This is a genomic window from Rhodovulum sp. (assembly GCF_011048875.1).
GTDB lineage: Bacteria > Pseudomonadota > Alphaproteobacteria > Rhodobacterales > Rhodobacteraceae > Rhodovulum > Rhodovulum tesquicola.
Window position 1 is genome coordinate 1 of record NZ_DSDD01000224.1, and the last position, 16,353, is coordinate 16,353.

A 16,353-nucleotide genomic window follows, 5' to 3' on the forward strand; every position below is an offset into this window, starting at 1 on the left:
ATATGTCGATCTCAGCCGGGGCGCGTCGAAACATTCCGACGTGCTGGCCGGGCTGACCCAGATCAACATGTTCTTCGAGGCATCGACCCGGACCCAGGCCAGTTTCGAGATCGCGGGCAAGCGGCTGGGCGCGGATGTGATGAACATGTCGATGCAGGCGTCCAGCCTCAAGAAGGGCGAAACGCTGATCGACACCGCGCTGACGCTGAACGCGATGCATCCCGACCTGCTGGTGGTGCGCCATCCGCAATCGGGCGCGGTGGATCTGCTGGCGCAAAAGGTCAATTGCGCGGTGCTGAACGCGGGCGACGGACGGCACGAACACCCGACCCAGGCGCTGCTGGACGCGCTGACGATCCGCCGCGCCAAGGGGCGGCTGCACCGGCTGACGGTGGCGATCTGCGGCGACATCGCTCATTCCCGCGTGGCGCGCTCGAACATTCTGCTTCTGGGCCGGATGGAGAACCGGGTGCGGCTGATCGGCCCCGCGACGCTGATCCCCGCCCGGGCCGCCGAATTCGGCGTCGAGGTCTACGAGGACATGCGCGAAGGGCTGGCAGGGGCCGATGTGGTGATGATGCTGCGGCTTCAGAAGGAACGGATGGATGGCGGATTCATCCCCAGCGAGCGCGAATACTACCACCGTTTCGGGCTGGACGCCGAGAAGCTGGCGCATGCCAAGGAGGACGCCATCGTGATGCATCCGGGGCCGATGAACCGCGGGGTCGAGATCGACGGCACGCTGGCCGACGACATCAACCGCAGCGTGATCCAGGAACAGGTCGAGATGGGGGTGGCGGTGCGCATGGCGGCGATGGACCTTCTGGCGCGCAACTTGCGGGCGGAACGCGCGGCGGGGGGTATCCATGTTTGATCCCACCTTGCCGGCCGATCTGGAGGATGGCGAAACCGTGCAGGCGCAGTTCCGCGCCGACCGGGGCACCTATATCAAGGCGCATGTGTTGCTGGCGGCGATCGCCGGTGTGGGGGCGAGCCTGGTGCTGTTGCTGCTGGGCAACCCTTATCCCTGGGTCGGGATCGTGGCCGCGCTTCTCGGGATCGGGGTGCGCGGGGCCTATCTGATGGGCGAGGAACTGAGCGCGGTCTGGACCCTGACCGACCGCGCCCTGAACGGCCCCGGCGGGCGGCGGGTCCTGTTCGAAAACATCGACAAGGCCGGCAAGCTGGGCGCCGCGGTGCAGATCATCACCCGCTCGGGCGACAAGCACCTGATCAAGTTCCTGGCAGAACCGGATGCAGTCGTGGCGCGGATAGTGGCGGCGACGGGCGCGCGGCGATGAGAACGCTATTCACCAACGCCCGCCTGATCGACCCCGAGGCCGGGACCGACGCGCCCGGCTGGTTGCTGGTCGAGGGCGAGACGATCCTTGCCACCGGCACGGGCGAGGCGCCGGCGGCCGACACCGTGATCGACTGCGCCGGGAACTGCCTTGCCCCCGGGATCGTCGATATCGGCGTCAAGGTCTGCGAACCGGGCGAGCGGCACAAGGAAAGCTTTGGCTCGGCCGGGGCGGCTGCCGCGGTGGGGGGCGTGACAACCATCGTCACCCGCCCCGACACGACCCCCGCCATCGACACGCCCGAGGTGCTGGAATTCGTCACCCGCCGCGGCCGCGATGCCTCGCCCGTCCGGATCAAGCCCATGGCCGCCCTGACCAAGGGGCGCGAGGGGCGCGAGATGGTCGAGATCGGGTTCCTGCTGGATGCGGGCGCGGTTGCCTTTACCGATGGCGACCGTGTGGTCGAGAACACCAAGGTCCTGTCCCGCGCGATGACCTATGCGCGCTCCCTTGGCGCGCTGGTGATCGCCCACCCGCAGGATCCGGGCCTGTCCGACGGGGCCTGCGCGACCTCGGGCAAGTTCGCCTCGCTGCGCGGTCTGCCGGCCGTCTCGCCCATGGCGGAACGCATGGCGCTGGACCGGGACCTGGCACTGGTCGAGATGACGGGCGTGAAATACCACGCCGACCAGATCACCACCGCCCGCGCCCTGCCCGCGCTGGACCGCGCCAAGCAGAACGGCCGCGACGTAACCGCGGGCGTGTCGATCCATCACCTGACGCTGAACGAACTGGATATCGGCGACTACCGCACATTCTTCAAGGTCAAACCGCCGCTCCGGGCCGAGACGGACCGCGTGGCGCTGGTCGAGGCGGCGGCCTCGGGCCTGATCGACGTGATTTCCTCGATGCACACGCCGCAGGACGAGGAATCCAAGCGCCTGCCCTATGAAGCGGCGGCAAGCGGCGCGGTCGGGCTGGAAACGCTCCTGCCCGCAGCGCTGCGGCTGTACCATGCGGGCGCGATCGACCTGCCGCGGCTCTGGCGGGCGCTGTCGCTGAACCCGTCGCAACGGCTGGGGCTTGCCACCGGGCGTCTGGCCCCGGGCGCACCGGCCGATCTGGTCTGGTTCGACGCGGATGCGCCCTTCGTGCTGGACCGCTTCGCGCTGCGCTCGAAATCGAAGAACACCCCCTTCGACGGGGCGCGGATGCAGGGCCGGGTGCTGGGCACCTGGGTCGCGGGCGCGCGCGTCTTTGGAAAAGGCTGACCCCCCATGCCCGTAATCGAAACCGCGCCCCTGACCCTCGGCCTTCTGGCACTGCTGGCCTATCTGCTGGGGGCGGTGCCCTTCGGCATCGTCATGGCGCGCCTGTTCGGCCTTGGCGATCTGCGCAAGATCGGGTCGGGGAATATCGGCGCAACCAACGTGCTGCGCACGGGCAACAAGCCGGCCGCCTTCCTGACACTGGTGCTGGACGCGGCCAAGGGGGGCATCGCGGTGCTGATCGCGCGCGTGGCGGTCGGCGAGGATGCGGCGCAGCTGGCAGGCTTTGCGGCCTTCCTCGGCCATCTGTTCCCGGTCTATCTGGGGTTCAAGGGCGGCAAGGGGGTCGCGACCTTCCTTGGCACCTTGCTGGCGCTGGCATGGCCCGTCGGGCTGGCGGCCTGCGGCACCTGGCTCGCAGTCGCGGCGGCGCTGCGCTATTCTTCGCTGTCCGCGCTGGTCGCGGCGGCGCTGTCGCCGGTCTGGGCAATCGTTCTGGGACATGGCGAAACGGCCGTGCTGGCCGCCCTGCTGGCCGCCCTGATCCTTGTCCGCCACGCCGCAAATATCCGCCGCCTGATCGCCGGGACCGAGCCGAAGATCGGCAGGAAGGGCTGAGTCGCGAGGCTCGGGTTCCCTTACCGTGCGGCATTTTCGTTTTGCCTGCAGTCAGGCTGAACCTGTTGTAAATCCACACAAACTCGACATTTTTGGCAGTCGGCACCGCTCGGGTGAAGCTCTTCCCGCTCCTTCGCGGGTGGTCGGATCATGGACACGTTTTTCTGGCTGATATTGACCACGGGCCTGACCGTAGCGGGCGACTATTTCATAAAGCTTGCATCCGACCACGATGACGGGATGACCTCGACGATGTTCCTTGTCGGCGCGGTGTGCTACGTGCTGCCCGCCCTGGCCTGGTTCTTCCTGATGCAACAGCACTCGCTGGCGATAATCGGCGTGCTCTATTCCACGGCGACACCGGTTCTTCTGGCGCTGCTGGGTATCGTCGTCTTCAAGGAGGCCGCCACCTGGCGCGATGCGGTCGGCATCGGACTGGCGCTGGCCGCCGTGCTGGTCATGCACAGCGGCGACAGGGGCGCCTGAAGGCCGGGCTCAGTAGCTGAACTCGGCGTATATGCGGGAGAGATCCCCGTTCCAGTCGCCGTGATAGTGTTCCAGCAGCTCGTCGGCCGGGGCCTTGCCGGTCTCGACGCTGTCTTCGAGCGCGTGCAGGAAATGGCGTTCGTCCTGCACCATGCCGCCCAGCCCCGGCCGGGCGCGGGCCTTCAGTCCCGACCGCGCGATCGCGACCACCTCGGCGGCCAGCGCCTGCATCTTGCGTCCGCCCACCTCAGCCTGAAGCCCCTGCACAGAGGCCGCAACCCGCCAGGCGTCGCGCGTTTCGGCATCCCAGTCCTTGACCAGATCCCAGGCGGCATCGAGCGCGGACTGGTCATAGGTCAGCCCGACCCACAGCGCGGGCAGCGCGCATAGCCGCCGCCACGGCCCGCCATCGGCGCCGCGCATCTCGATGAACTTCTTGATGCGGGCCTCGGGGAAGATGGTGGTCAGGTGATCGGCCCAGTCCGACAGGGTCGGCACCTCGCCGGGCAGCGCGGGCAGGCGACCGGCAAGGAAATCGCGGAAGGACTGGCCCAGCGCGTCGATGTATTTCCCGTCGCGATAGACGAAATACATCGGCACATCGAGCGCGTAATCCACCCAGCGCTCGAACCCGAATCCGTCCTCGAACACGAAGGGCAGCATCCCCGTGCGCGCCGGATCGAGATCGCGCCAGACACGGGCGCGCCAGGACTTGTGGCCATTGGGCTTGCCGTCGAGGAAGGGCGAATTGGCGAAAAGCGCGGTCGCGACAGGTTGCAGGGCCAGCGCCACGCGCAGCTTCTGCACCATGTCGGCCTCGGACGAGAAATCGAGGTTTACCTGCACCGTGCAGGTCCGGTACATCATCGCCTTGCCCATGGTCCCGACCCGGTCCATGTAGTCGGTCATCAGCCGGTAGCGGCCCTTGGGCATCACCGGCATGTCTTCATGCGCCCAGACCGGCGCGGCGCCCAGCCCGATGAAGCCCACGCCGATCTCGTCGGCGACCGAGCGGACCTCGCGCAGGTGTTCGTTCACCTCGTCGCAGGTCTGGTGGATGGTTTCGAGCGGCGCGCCGGACAGTTCCAGCTGCCCGCCCGGCTCCAGGCTGACATTGGCGCCGTCCTTTTCCAGCCCGATGATATGCTCGCCCTCGAAGATCGGCGCCCAGCCATAGCGCTGGCGCAAGCCCTGAAGCACGGCCAGCACCGACCGCTCGCCGGCATAGGGAATGGGCTTGAGCGTCGCCTTGTCATAGCCGAATTTCTCGTGCTCGGTGCCGATGCGCCAGGCATCCCTGGGCTTGCAGCCGGCTTCGAGATACTCGGCCAGTTGCGCCACGGACTCGATCGGGCCGCCGCCGGTTTGTGGGATGGACATGGGCGCTGGCCTCCGGGTTCGTTCGCGTCGTTCGGCCTGTCACCTGCGACGAGGGGCGGGTCAAGTCAAGGCCGGGTGACGCTCGCGCCGCCAGACCATGACCGGCCCCTGGTCCGGGGTCCGGTCGAGTGCCGCGACAATATGGCCGGGGCGGGCGCCGGGCAATGATACGAAAGCATCGAACAGCGCATCGCCCCCCTGCGCCGCGGCGGGGATCGTCACGGTTGGAAACCCGGACTGCGTGAGCCGCCAGAGCCGCGCGCCGTCCGCGTCGAAGACCAGTTCCAGTTCGGTCAGTTCGCTCAGCGCCACGAAGCCGCCATTGCCGGGCGCCAGATAGGTGATCTGCCCCTCGTCCACCTGCACGATGCCCGGCGCCGCCCCGTGCGTCAGAAACCGCAGCCGCCGGATCGCGACATAGGCCAATGCCAGCGACAAGAGCATCAGCGCCAGCCCGAGCCCCTGGAAGAACCAGCCGCCGAAGGTGAAGACCCAGCCCCCCGCCAGCGCCATCCCGCCCGCGGCCAGCATTTCGCGCGAGCGATCCAGAAGCGCGCGAATCTCGGGGCGCAGGAAGCTCACCCCCAATCCCCCAGCGCCTGCTGCCACAGCGTCATGGCGGCCACCGCCGCGGTGTCCGCGCGCAGCACCCGGGGGCCCAGGCTGACCGGATGCGCAAAGGGCAGGCCGCGCAGGCGGGTGCGCTCGGCATCTGAAAAGCCGCCCACGGGGCCGATCAGGATGGCCCAGGGCCCGCGCGGCGCATCGCCCAGCGCCGCCCTCGCGCCCACCAGCGCCTCGTCGCAGAACATCAGCCGCCGCCCTTCGGGCCAGTCGGCCAGCAGGTCGGACAAGCGCCGCAGTTCGCAGACTTCGGGGACATAGGTGCCGCCGCATTGCTCGGCGGCCTCGATGGCATGGGCTTGCAGCCGGTCCTGCCGGATCCGCTCGGCATTGGTGAAATCGGTCTGGACCGGGCAGATGCGCGCGGCGCCCATCTCGGCCGCCTTCTCGACGATGAAATCGGTGCGCGCCTTCTTGATCGGCGCGAATAACAGCCACATATCGGGTGGCAGCCGAAGCGGCCTTGTCGGCCGCTCGCAAAGCAGCGCGCCGCCGCGCTTGCCCGCCGTGGACACCCGAGCCAGCCATTCGCCCGCGCGCCCGTCAAACACCAGAACCGCATCGCCAACGCCAAGCCGCATCACGGAAAAGAGATAATGCGCCTGCTCCGCCGACAGAGGAACGGTTTGCCCTTCCCCCAACGGGTGCTCTACATAGAGCCGGATTTTCGCAGACCGGGGTTTGCTCATGGCCACCAGTGATACGTCCCAGACCGGCGAAACGCCAGAGGCCGAAGGCCAGGTCGCAGATGCGGTCCGGGGCAACTGGGTCGACGCCCGGGCGCCGGCCTGGACGCGCCCCTATCTGCGGCTGTCGCGCGCCGACAGGCCGGTGGGGACGTGGCTGTTGCTGATTCCCTGCTGGTGGGCAGTGACACTGGCCGCGGCCTCGACCGGATTCCTGTGGATCGACCTCTGGATTGTGCTGGGCTGCGCCATCGGGGCGTGGCTGATGCGCGGTGCGGGCTGCACATGGAACGACATCACCGACCGCGAATTCGACGCCAGCGTGGCGCGCACCCGCTCGCGCCCGATCCCCTCGGGGCAGGTGACGGTGCAGAACGCGGTGGTGTGGATGGTGCTTCAGGCGCTGACCGCCTTCGTGATCCTGCTCACCTTCAACAACGCGGCGATCTCTCTGGGAATCGCCTCGCTGGTGCTGGTGGCGGTCTATCCCTTCGCCAAGCGCTTTACCTACTGGCCGCAGGTCTTTCTTGGGCTCGCCTTCAACTGGGGTGCGCTGCTGGCCTGGACGGCGCATACCGGCAGCCTGGGTTGGCCTGCGCTGTTCCTTTACCTGTCGGGGATCGCCTGGACGATCTTCTACGACACGATCTATGCCCATCAGGACAAGGAGGACGACGCGCTGATCGGGGTAAAGTCCACTGCGTTGCTGTTCGGAGACCAGACGGCGCTGCGGCTTCAACAGTTCGGAATCGCAAGCGTCGGGTTGATGGTACTGGCGGTTCTGATCGCGCTGACCCATAGCGCCGGACAGACAGCCGTGATCGTTGGAGTAATGGGGGTCGCAGGCTTCGGCGCGCATCTTTACTGGCAATTGCGCAATCTTGACACGGACGATGCCGAGACCTGCCTGCGGCTGTTCCGGGCGAACCGCGAAGCCGGTCTGATCCCGGTGCTGTTCTTTGGTCTTGCAATTCTGGCATGATTGAGCGGCACGCGGCCTTGGGAAGGGACGATCCATGATCCTTACCGCGGGACAGCCCCGATGACCCGCCTCAGCCCGAAACTGATAACGAGTACCGTAATCGCGCTGGTGGGCGGATTGTGCCTGCTGGCCGCGTTTCTGGCCGTCGGACAGCTCGAGTCGCGGACGGCAAAGGCCACGCGCGCGGCGTTGTCCGAGAAAGGGATCGACTGGGCCGAGGCCACGCCAGACGGGATGCTGATGCGGCTGACGGGCACGGCCCCGGACGAGGCGGCGCGGTTCCGCGCGCTCTCGGTCGCGGGCGAGGTGATCGATGCGTCGCATGTGCTGGACGAGATCACGGTCGAGACCACAAACGCACTGGCAGCGCCAAGGTTCTCGGTCGAGCTGTTGCGCAACGCCTCGGGTATCTCCGTGATCGGGCTGGTGCCGACGGCGACCGATCGCGGCAGGCTTGGCCGTGATCTGGCGCGAATCGCGCGTAACGGGTCCGTCACCGACATGCTGGAAACCGTCAACGCCCCGGCACCCGAGGGCTGGGATGCCGCTCTGGCCTTCGGCATCGACGCATTGGGCCGTTTCGATAGCGCCAAGGTCTCGATCACGCCCATGAAGGTCTCGGTGGCGGCCATCGCGACCAGTCTGCGCGAGCGGGACAGGATCGCACGGAACCTGCGCGCCGCCGCCCCCGTGGGGGTGACGCCCGTGCTCGACATCTCGGCGCCGCGCCCGATGATCGCGCCCTTCACCCTGAGATTCCTGCTGGAGGATGGGACCGCAAGGTTCGACGCCTGCGCTGCCGACACCGCCGAAGCCGCGACATTGATCGCCCAGGCAGCCCGGCGCGCGGGGCTGACCGGCGCGCTGGATTGCCCGCTGGGGCTGGGCGTGCCCGCACCCGGCTGGGGCGAGGCCGCCGCGCTGGGCATCGACGCCCTGGCCGAAATCGGCGGCGGCACTCTGAGCTTTTCCGATGCCGACGTAACGCTGATGGCGGCCCCCGGAACCGAGCGGGCGCGTTTTGACAAGGCGGTGACGGCGCTGCGGGCCCGGTTGCCCGCCCCGTTCAAGCTGACGGCCACCCTGACCGACCCGGCCGGGTCCGAGCGACCAGCCGCCGACGAGGGCCCCAAGGAATTCGTTGCCACGCTTAGCCCCGAAGGCCAGGTGCAGTTGCGCGGTCGGATGCCAGACGCATTGGTACAATCTGCGGCCGAAAGCTATGCGCGGGCGCAGTTCGGGTTGCAGAGCGTCCGCTCGGCGACGCGGCTTGACCCGAGCCTGCCCGAGGGCTGGCCGATCCGGGTTCTGGCCGGGCTGGAGGCGCTTTCGCAGCTGCGCAACGGAACCGTGGTCGTGCGGGCCGATCTCGTGCGGCTGACCGGCGTCACGATGGACGACACCGCCCAGGCAAGGGTGGCGCGGCTGCTTTCGGACAGGTTGGGCGAAGGTAAAACCTTCCAGATCGACATCACCTATGTCGAACCCGAGGAAACCCCGGACGGCCGCCCGACCCCGGAGGCCTGCGTCGCCCGGATCGCCGGGATCCTGGCGAAAGAAAAGATCACCTTCGCGCCCGGCGCGACCCGGATCGAGGGCGCCGCGCTCCGGGTGGTCGACCAGATCGCCGACGTGCTGCGCAGCTGTCCCGATGCCCAGATCGAGATCGGCGGCCATACCGACAGCCAGGGCCGAGCCGCACTGAACGAAAGGCTCAGCCGCGAGCGGGCCGAGGCGGTGTTGACCGCGCTGATGGCGCGGCGGGTGCTGACCTCGAACCTGACCGCGCGCGGCTACGGCGCCAGCCAGCCTATCGCGGACAACGGCACGGAAGAGGGGCGCGAGGCGAACCGGCGGATCGAGTTCCAGTTGGTGGCGGCGGAGCCCGAAGACCTCGAGAACGAAGAGAACGAGGAAGCAGAAGAAGAAACCGATGGACAGAACTGAATTCATCATCGTGACGACACTGGTTCTGTTCGCGACCTTCCTCCTGGGCTGGTTCGCCTCGTTGCTGGTGCATCGGGTGGCGCAGGTCACCGACGAGAACATGGACGATCTGGATCACATGGCCCAGGCACTGCACGAGGCCGAGGAACAGCGCGACCAGGCGATCGCCTATCTGCACCAGCGCGAGGCGGAGCTGACCAATCGTCTCAGCCAGACCGAGGCCGAATTGCGCGCGACGATGGACGGGCTGCGCGATGCGCGGTTCGAGGCGGGCGAGCTTCGCGCCCAGATCGACCGGATGCGCACGGACTGAGCGGCAGAACGGGTATGCGGTCCAAGAAGCAGGCGGATGGTCAGTCTTCGGACCAGCGGCCAAGCGCCTTTTCGTCGGTGTCCTTCGCCGCGACCCAGGCTGCACCGTCTGCGCCGAACTCCTTCTTCCAGAAAGGCGCGCGGGATTTCAGGTAGTCCATCAGGAATTCCGCCGCGGCAAAGGCATCGGCGCGGTGCGGGGCGGCGGTCCCGACCATCATGATCGTCTCGCCGGGCAGCATCGTCCCGAAGCGGTGGATGACGAGGCAATCCCGCAGCGCCCAGCGCCGCATCGCTTCGGCCGCGATCCGCCCCAGCGCCCTTTCGGTCATGCCGGGGTAATGCTCCAGTTCCATCCGCGCGAGGCCGCCATCGTCGCGCACGATCCCCGCAAAGGTCACAACTGCGCCCGCATCGGTCCGCCCTGTGGCGAAGGCCCCGCATTCCGCGCCGAAATCGAAGGGCTCGGCCTGAACGCGAACCCGCATCCTCAGCCCCCGGTCATCGGCGGGAAAAAGGCAACCTCGTGCACGCCTGCCAGCGGTGCGTCAAACTCGGCAAGCTCCTGGTCCAGGGCCACGCGCACCGCCGAAAGATCGGCAAAGGCAGCGGCATAGCGGTCCTCGCGCGCCTTCAGTTCCTCGACCAGATCTGCCACATTTGCTGCCGATAATTCCACCTGCTCCTTCGACAACCCGATCCGTTCGCGCAACCAGGCGAAGTAGAGCACGTCGATCATGGCCGCTCCTCCTCCGCAAGATAGGGCCAGGCCTTGGTGAAATAATCCGCCCCGGTTATCAGCGTCAGGCCCGCCGCCACGACGAGCAGCGCGGTTCCCAGTAACTCGACCGCGGGCAGGGCTACGATCCCATGGCCGATCAGCACCGAGATCGCGACCATCTGCACCGTGGTCTTCCACTTGGCAAGCTGCGTCACCTTGAGCTGGCCAGCGCGCGCGCCCAGAAACTCGCGCAGACCCGAGACGAAGACCTCGCGGAAGAATATCACGCCCGCGGCCAGCGTCATCACCGCCGACATCCCCGTCTGTGCCACCACGACCATCAGCGCGATCAGCACCATCGCCTTGTCGGCGATAGGATCGACCATCGCGCCGAAGCGGCTGACGACATTCCATTTCCGGGCAAGGTAGCCATCCACCCAGTCGGTCGCGGCTGCCCCGACGAAAAGAACAAGTGCGATCCAGTCGGCCAATGGGCTGTCCCACAGGAAATAGACTGCCGGAAGCAGCGGCGCCGCGCAAAGGCGCAGCACGGACAGGATATTGGGAAGCGTCCACCTCATGCCGCGACCCTAGCGGGCGATGCGGCCGAGGGGAAGGGGGGCGGCAGATCACCACCCCCGCGCAAGGCAATCGGCGCCGGACGAGCGCCGCGGCATTTTTCTCCATACGATTAATGATGTGGCATCTGGCCAGAATATTCGCCTATAGACCGTGCAGAATGACAATAAGAGGTCCCCTGTGCATACGATCGACGAGAAACTCCAACCCGTTCTGGAATCCGTCCTGCGCCGCAATGCCGGTGAGACGGAGTTCCACCAGGCCGTGCACGAGGTGCTGGAAAGCCTTGGCCGGGTGATCGCCAAGCATCCCGACTATACCAATGACGCGCTGATCGAACGGATTTGCGAACCCGAACGGCAGATCATCTTTCGCGTGCCCTGGGTGGACGACAAGGGGCAGGTCCAGATCAACCGCGGCTTCCGCGTGCAGTTCAACTCGGCGCTGGGCCCCTACAAGGGCGGCATCCGGTTCCACCCCTCGGTGAATGTCGGGATCATCAAATTCCTGGGCTTCGAGCAGATCTTCAAGAACGCGCTGACCGGCATGCCGATCGGCGGCGGCAAGGGCGGGTCGGATTTCGATCCCAAGGGCCGCTCGGATAGCGAGATCATGCGCTTCTGCCAGTCCTTCATGACCGAGCTTTACCGGCACCTGGGCGAATATACCGACGTGCCCGCGGGCGATATCGGCGTGGGCGGGCGCGAGGTCGGCTACATGTTCGGCCAGTACAAGCGACTGACCAACCGCTACGAGGCGGGCGTTCTGACCGGCAAGGGGCTGGTTTATGGCGGCTCACTCGCACGGACCGAGGCCACGGGTTTCGGCACGGTGTTTTTCGTACAGCGGATGCTGGAAACCCGCGGCGAGGGCTTCGAAGGCAAGCGCGTCACGGTGTCGGGCTCGGGCAACGTGGCGATCTATGCGATGGAAAAGGCGCTGGCCTTCGGGGCAAAGGTTGTCGCCTGTTCGGACAGTTCGGGTCATGTGGTGGACGAGAACGGTATCGACCTTGACCTGGTCAAGGAGATCAAGGAGGTCCGCCGCCAGCGCATTTCCGAATACGCCCGGATCAAGGGCACCGGCACGCATTACATCGAGAAGGGCTCTATCTGGAAAGTGCCCTGCGATATCGCCCTGCCCTGTGCCACGCAGAACGAGCTGACCGGCAAGGACGCCGCGACGCTGATCGGCAATGGCGTGATCGCCGTGGGCGAGGGGGCGAACATGCCCTCGACCCCGGACGCGGTGCGCGCCTTCCAGAAGGCGGGCGTGCTGTTCGCGCCCGGCAAGGCGGCGAATGCCGGGGGCGTGGCTACCTCGGCACTGGAAATGCAGCAGAACGCCAGCCGCGACAGCTGGACCTTCGAGCAGACCGAAGCCCGGCTGGCCGGGATCATGGAGCGCATCCATGATCGCTGCGCCGACACGGCCGAGGAATATGGCGCGCCGAGCGACTATGTTCTGGGCGCAAATATCGCGGGTTTCGTCCGGGTGGCCGAGGCGATGCGCGCGATGGGCGTGATCTGACAATCCGACATCCCCGGCCGGGCCGACCGGCCGGGGATCAGCCGCGCTCGTGGAAGAAGCCGTAAATGGTTTCGGCCAGCGCGTCCGAAATACCCTCGACCGCCTTCAGATCGGCCAGCCCCGCGCGGGCCACGGCCTTGGCGCTGCCGAAATGCGCCAGCAGCGCGCGCTTGCGCGTGGCGCCGACGCCCGGGATCTCGTCCAGCGGGGTAGCGCCCACGGCCTTGGCGCGCTTCTGCCGATGCGCGCCTATGGCGAAACGGTGCGCCTCGTCGCGCAGGCGCTGCACGAAGTAAAGCACCGGGTCATTGTGCTTCAGCGCAAAGGGGCGCTGGCCGGGGCGGTGGAATTCCTCTTTCCCGGCATCGCGGTCGATGCCCTTGGCCACGCCCAGAACCGGAATGTCCTCGACGCCCAGATCGGCCATGATCTGCGCGACCGCCCCCACCTGCCCCGCACCGCCGTCGATCAGCAACAGGTCGGGCCATGTCTCACCCTCGCGATCCGGGTCTTCCCTGAGCAACCGCTGGAAGCGACGGGTCAGAACCTCGCGCATCATGCCGAAATCGTCGCCCGGCGTCAGGTCGGTGCCGCGGATGTTGAACTTGCGATACTGGCTCTTGGCGAAACCCTCGGGTCCGGCCACCACCATCGCACCGACCGCGTTCGTGCCCTGGATATGGCTGTTGTCGTAGATCTCGATCCGCGCGGGCGGGGCTTCCAGCCCGAACGCCTCGGCCAGCCCGGCCAGCAGCTTGCCCTGCGCCACGCTTTCCGACAGGCGCCGGGCAAGGCTTTCGCGGGCATTGCGGGCAGCCCCCGCCACCAGATCCGCCTTTTCGCCGCGCTGGGGCACCGCGATTTCGACCTTGCGGCCCGCGCGTTCGGACAGCGCCTCGGCCATCAGGTCGCGATCCTCGATATCGTCCGACAAGAGGATCAGCCGGGGCGGGTCCTTGTTCTCGTAGAACTGGCCAAGAAAACCGCGCAGCACCTCGGCCGGTTCGGCGCCCGAGCCCGTCTTCGGGTAATAGTCCCGGTTGCCCCAGTTCTGGTTCGCGCGGATGAAGAAGACCTGCACGCAGGCCTGCCCCCCCTCCATGTGCAGCGCCACCACATCCGCCTCGGCCACGCCGCGCGGGTTGATGCCCTGCACCGACTGGACCTGGGTCAGGGCGCGGATGCGGTCGCGCAGCGCCGCCGCGCGCTCGAACTCCATCGCGTCCGAAGCCGCCGCCATCTCGGTCGCCAGCGCCTCCTGCACGCCGGTCGTGCGGCCCTGAAGGAAGCGTTCGGCATCGCGCACCGCCCGTGCATACTCGGCCGCACTGATCCGGCCCACGCAGGGCGCGCTGCACCGCTTGATCTGGAACAGAAGGCAGGGCCGGGTGCGGCTTTCGAACACCGAATCCGAGCAGTTGCGCAGCAGGAACACCTTCTGCAGCTGGTTCAGCGTCCGGTTCACCGCGCCCGCACTGGCGAAGGGGCCAAAATAGGTGCCCTTCCCGGTTCTCGCGCCGCGATGCTTGGTGATCTGCGGGAACGGGTGGCCGGTGGTGATCAGGATGTTGGGAAAGCTCTTGTCGTCGCGCAGCAGGACGTTGTAGCGCGGCTTGAGCTGCTTGATGAGGTTCTGTTCGAGAAGCAGCGCCTCGGTCTCGGTCCGCGTCGTCAGGAACATCATCGACGCGGTTTCCGAGATCATCCGCGCGATCCGGGGGGAATGCCCGGACGGCTTGGCGTAATTCGCCACCCGTTTCCTCAGGCTGCGGGCCTTGCCGACATACAGAACGCGGGCCTGGGCATCGAGCATGCGGTAGACACCGGGCGAGTTGTCCAGCGTCGCAAGGTAGGACTGGATACAGGCATGGCCCTGCGGGCGGCGGGCGGCTTCAGCCTCAGTCGGATTCATGGTCATGTCGTCGAGATCGTGATTCCCCGCCATCGCTGCAACGATACCCGGCCGGCCATCAAGTCCAAACATGTCCACGACTTCTGTGGACAAGTCTGCGCATAAGCTTGGGACGCGTGGGATTTTCCATTGGATTCCGACCCGTTCAACGATTTGCCCATTTTTTAAGCGACCCTGCAAGTGATTGATATTTAATCACAAAATTCACAATGTTGCAAATTGTTGAATTTCCTGAAGAAATGGTGAAGAAATTATGACCGGCTCCGGCAGAGGTGGAAAAGTTAACGCGCCACTCTGCCCGAGACCGTCACTCCACCCCAAGAACATCGGGTGTCTGCCAGGACAGGTGCTGGCCGCCATCGACGCACAGAAGTTGCCCCGTGACCGAGCGCGCATCGAGGAAATAGTCCAGCGCGGCGCAGATCTCGTCGGGATCGGCGCCGCGGCGCAGGATCGTCGCGGCGCGCTGGCGGGCGAAATGGTCCTCGGACTGCCGACCGCCCCGAAGCGTCGGCCCCGGCCCGATCGCGTTCACGCGGATCGCCGGGGCCAGCGCCTGCGCCGCGGTGCGGGTAAAGGCCCAGAGACCCATCTTGGCGATGGTATAGGTCATGAATTCGGGCGTCGGCTTGAGCACGCGCTGGTCGATCATGTTGATCACCAGCCCCGAAGCAAGCGGCTCGCCACCCTCGCAGATGCCGTGATCGGGCGCCTGATGGGCAAAAGCCTGCGTCAGCAGGAAGGGCGCGCGCAGGTTCGAGCCGATATGCCGGTCCCAGCTTTCGCGGGAGGCGGTGTGGATGTTGTCGTATTCGAAGATCGAGGCGTTGTTGACCAGCACCGTCAGCGGCCCGCCCAGCGCCTCGGCCGCCCGCCCGACCAGCGCGGCGGCGGCATCCTCGTCCAGCAGATCGGCCTGCAGCGCCACCGCATGCTGGCCCCGGGCGCGGATCTCGCCTGTCACCGCCTGGGCTGCGTCGGCGCTGGCGGCATAATGGATCGCCACGTCGAAACCGCGCGCCGCAAGGTGCAGCGCCATCGCCCGGCCCAACCGCCGCGCGCCGCCTGTTACCAGCGCACGATCCGTCATGTCATCACCACCAGCGCGATGTATAGCACGAAGAGGGCCGTAAAGATCGCGCCCCAGACCCAGGTCAACGGCCAGCCCCGGAACACGAAGGGCACCAGAAGGAGCGTGGTCCCCAGCATCACCCAGAAATCGAAGCGCAGCATCTCGGCCGGGATCGGGATTTCGCCGAAGAAGCTGGCAATGCCGACGATGGCAAGCAGGTTGAACATGTTCGACCCGATCACGTTGCCCAAGGCGACATCAGCCTGTCGGCGCAGCGCGGCCATGACCGTGGTGGCAAGCTCGGGAAGCGATGTGCCGATGGCCACCAGCGTGAGGCCGATCACCGTGTCCGACACGTTCAGCGCCCGGGCAATCTCGATCGAACTGTCAACCAGAAGGTCTGCGCCCAATGGCAGACCGATGAGACCCAGCACCAGGTAGACCAGGATTTTTTGCCAGCCAAGACCGGGATCGGCACCCGTTATCTCCTCGGGATCGTCACCTGCTGCCACGCGCGCGCCATTCGCACGCCTATGGTTTCTGGCGGTCAGGAAGGCGTCGGCCAGAACGAAACCCAGCACCAGCAAAAGGCCCAGACCGTGAACCCATGTGATCGTTCCGGTGAGCGAGATCGCCAGGAAGAAGACCGTGGCACCCAGCATCAGCCCATAGGTGCGCCGCGTGTCGCATTCATCGGTCCGGATCGCCACGATCAGTGCGGGCAGGCCCAGCACCATGAGCACGTTGGCGATGTTCGATCCGACGACATTGCCAAGCGCAATGCCCGGCGAGTCGCGCAGCACCGCCTGGATCGAGACCAGAAGTTCGGGCGCCGAGGTGCCGAAGGCCACGATGGTCAGCCCCACGATCAGCGCGGGCACGCCCAGTCGCAGCGACAGGTTCACCGCCCCCTTGACCAGGCTGTCCCCGGCCAT

18 protein-coding genes are annotated in these 16,353 nt (G+C 66.7%); 9 read left to right on the plus strand and 9 right to left on the minus strand.

All coding sequences use genetic code 11. The features are described from left to right. The 5 genes from ENN83_RS07725 to ENN83_RS07745 all read left to right on the plus strand — a co-directional run. The coding region (locus ENN83_RS07725) for an aspartate carbamoyltransferase catalytic subunit (RefSeq protein WP_287185705.1) at positions 1–874 on the plus strand (874 nt) is incomplete at its 5' end. Beyond that, a complete protein-coding gene (locus ENN83_RS07730) occupies positions 867–1,301 on the plus strand; it encodes a hypothetical protein (protein ID WP_287185707.1) in 435 nt (144 codons plus the stop codon). The genes ENN83_RS07725 and ENN83_RS07730, both read left to right, overlap by 8 nt. Beyond that, entirely contained in the window at positions 1,298–2,572 is a 1,275-nt protein-coding gene (gene pyrC / locus ENN83_RS07735) for a dihydroorotase (protein ID WP_287185709.1), read from the plus strand. The genes ENN83_RS07730 and pyrC overlap by 4 nt, the downstream gene beginning before the upstream one ends. A gap of 6 nt (positions 2,573–2,578) precedes the next feature. Then, entirely contained in the window at positions 2,579–3,187 is a 609-nt protein-coding gene (plsY, locus tag ENN83_RS07740; RefSeq protein ID WP_287185711.1) for a glycerol-3-phosphate 1-O-acyltransferase PlsY, read from the plus strand. Positions 3,188–3,337: 150 nt separating this feature from the next. Then, on the plus strand, positions 3,338–3,673 hold the full coding sequence (locus ENN83_RS07745) for an EamA family transporter (protein ID WP_287185713.1): 336 nt from the start codon (positions 3,338–3,340) through the stop codon (positions 3,671–3,673). Positions 3,674–3,682: 9 nt separating this feature from the next. Here the strand turns inward: ENN83_RS07745 and ENN83_RS07750 are convergent, their stop codons facing one another. The 3 genes from ENN83_RS07750 to ENN83_RS07760 are packed head-to-tail and all read right to left on the minus strand — an operon-like array spanning position 3,683 to position 6,366. Beyond that, positions 3,683–5,053, minus strand: coding sequence for a glutamate--cysteine ligase (locus tag ENN83_RS07750; RefSeq protein ID WP_287185714.1), 1,371 nt, complete (start codon positions 5,051–5,053; stop codon positions 3,683–3,685). 60 nt (positions 5,054–5,113) lie between these two features. Beyond that, positions 5,114–5,635 (minus strand): hypothetical protein, encoded by a 522-nt coding sequence (locus tag ENN83_RS07755; RefSeq protein ID WP_287185716.1) that lies wholly within the window; start codon positions 5,633–5,635, stop codon positions 5,114–5,116. After that, positions 5,632–6,366 carry a 16S rRNA (uracil(1498)-N(3))-methyltransferase gene (locus ENN83_RS07760; RefSeq protein WP_287185717.1) on the minus strand — a complete coding sequence of 245 codons (735 nt, stop codon included), beginning with the start codon at positions 6,364–6,366 and terminating at the stop codon, positions 5,632–5,634. The genes ENN83_RS07755 and ENN83_RS07760 overlap by 4 nt, the downstream gene beginning before the upstream one ends. On the opposite strand from ENN83_RS07760, the gene ubiA reads away from it, so the two are divergent. The 3 genes from ubiA to ENN83_RS07775 are packed head-to-tail and all read left to right on the plus strand — an operon-like array spanning position 6,365 to position 9,605. Continuing rightward, the gene (ubiA, locus tag ENN83_RS07765) at positions 6,365–7,345 is read left to right on the plus strand and encodes a 4-hydroxybenzoate octaprenyltransferase (protein ID WP_287185719.1); all 981 of its coding nucleotides are present in this window, start codon (positions 6,365–6,367) and stop codon (positions 7,343–7,345) included. The genes ENN83_RS07760 and ubiA overlap by 2 nt on opposite strands. 60 nt (positions 7,346–7,405) lie before the next feature. Next, positions 7,406–9,292, plus strand: coding sequence for an OmpA family protein (locus ENN83_RS07770; RefSeq protein ID WP_287185721.1), 1,887 nt, complete (start codon positions 7,406–7,408; stop codon positions 9,290–9,292). Further along, positions 9,279–9,605 (plus strand): hypothetical protein, encoded by a 327-nt coding sequence (locus ENN83_RS07775; protein WP_253087830.1) that lies wholly within the window; start codon positions 9,279–9,281, stop codon positions 9,603–9,605. The genes ENN83_RS07770 and ENN83_RS07775 overlap by 14 nt, the downstream gene beginning before the upstream one ends. Positions 9,606–9,645: 40 nt before the next feature. Here the strand turns inward: ENN83_RS07775 and ENN83_RS07780 are convergent, their stop codons facing one another. The 3 genes from ENN83_RS07780 to pgsA are packed head-to-tail and all read right to left on the minus strand — an operon-like array spanning position 9,646 to position 10,906. Then, on the minus strand, positions 9,646–10,092 hold the full coding sequence (locus ENN83_RS07780; protein WP_287185723.1) for a molybdenum cofactor biosynthesis protein MoaE: 447 nt from the start codon (positions 10,090–10,092) through the stop codon (positions 9,646–9,648). Between the two features lie 2 nt (positions 10,093–10,094). Continuing rightward, positions 10,095–10,343: a molybdopterin converting factor subunit 1 gene (gene moaD, locus ENN83_RS07785; protein WP_287185725.1), complete on the minus strand. Its 249-nt coding sequence runs from the start codon at positions 10,341–10,343 to the stop codon at positions 10,095–10,097. Next, positions 10,340–10,906 (minus strand): CDP-diacylglycerol--glycerol-3-phosphate 3-phosphatidyltransferase, encoded by a 567-nt coding sequence (gene pgsA / locus ENN83_RS07790; RefSeq protein ID WP_287185727.1) that lies wholly within the window; start codon positions 10,904–10,906, stop codon positions 10,340–10,342. The genes moaD and pgsA overlap by 4 nt, the downstream gene beginning before the upstream one ends. A 178-nt stretch (positions 10,907–11,084) precedes the next feature. Between pgsA and gdhA the strand changes: the two genes are divergently transcribed. Further along, positions 11,085–12,434 (plus strand): NADP-specific glutamate dehydrogenase, encoded by a 1,350-nt coding sequence (gene gdhA / locus ENN83_RS07795; protein ID WP_287185729.1) that lies wholly within the window; start codon positions 11,085–11,087, stop codon positions 12,432–12,434. Positions 12,435–12,471: 37 nt separating this feature from the next. Here gdhA and uvrC read toward each other — a convergent pair whose 3' ends face one another. From uvrC to ENN83_RS07810, 3 genes are all read right to left on the minus strand, one after another. Next, positions 12,472–14,346, minus strand: a complete 1,875-nt coding sequence (gene uvrC / locus ENN83_RS07800) for an excinuclease ABC subunit UvrC (RefSeq protein WP_414707633.1) — start codon at positions 14,344–14,346, stop codon at positions 12,472–12,474. Between the two features lie 307 nt (positions 14,347–14,653). Next, positions 14,654–15,436 carry an SDR family oxidoreductase gene (locus ENN83_RS07805; RefSeq protein ID WP_287185730.1) on the minus strand — a complete coding sequence of 261 codons (783 nt, stop codon included), beginning with the start codon at positions 15,434–15,436 and terminating at the stop codon, positions 14,654–14,656. Beyond that, positions 15,433–16,353, minus strand: a 921-nt coding sequence (locus tag ENN83_RS07810) for a calcium/sodium antiporter (protein WP_287185732.1), incomplete at its 5' end; no start/stop codon positions are given. The genes ENN83_RS07805 and ENN83_RS07810, both read right to left, overlap by 4 nt.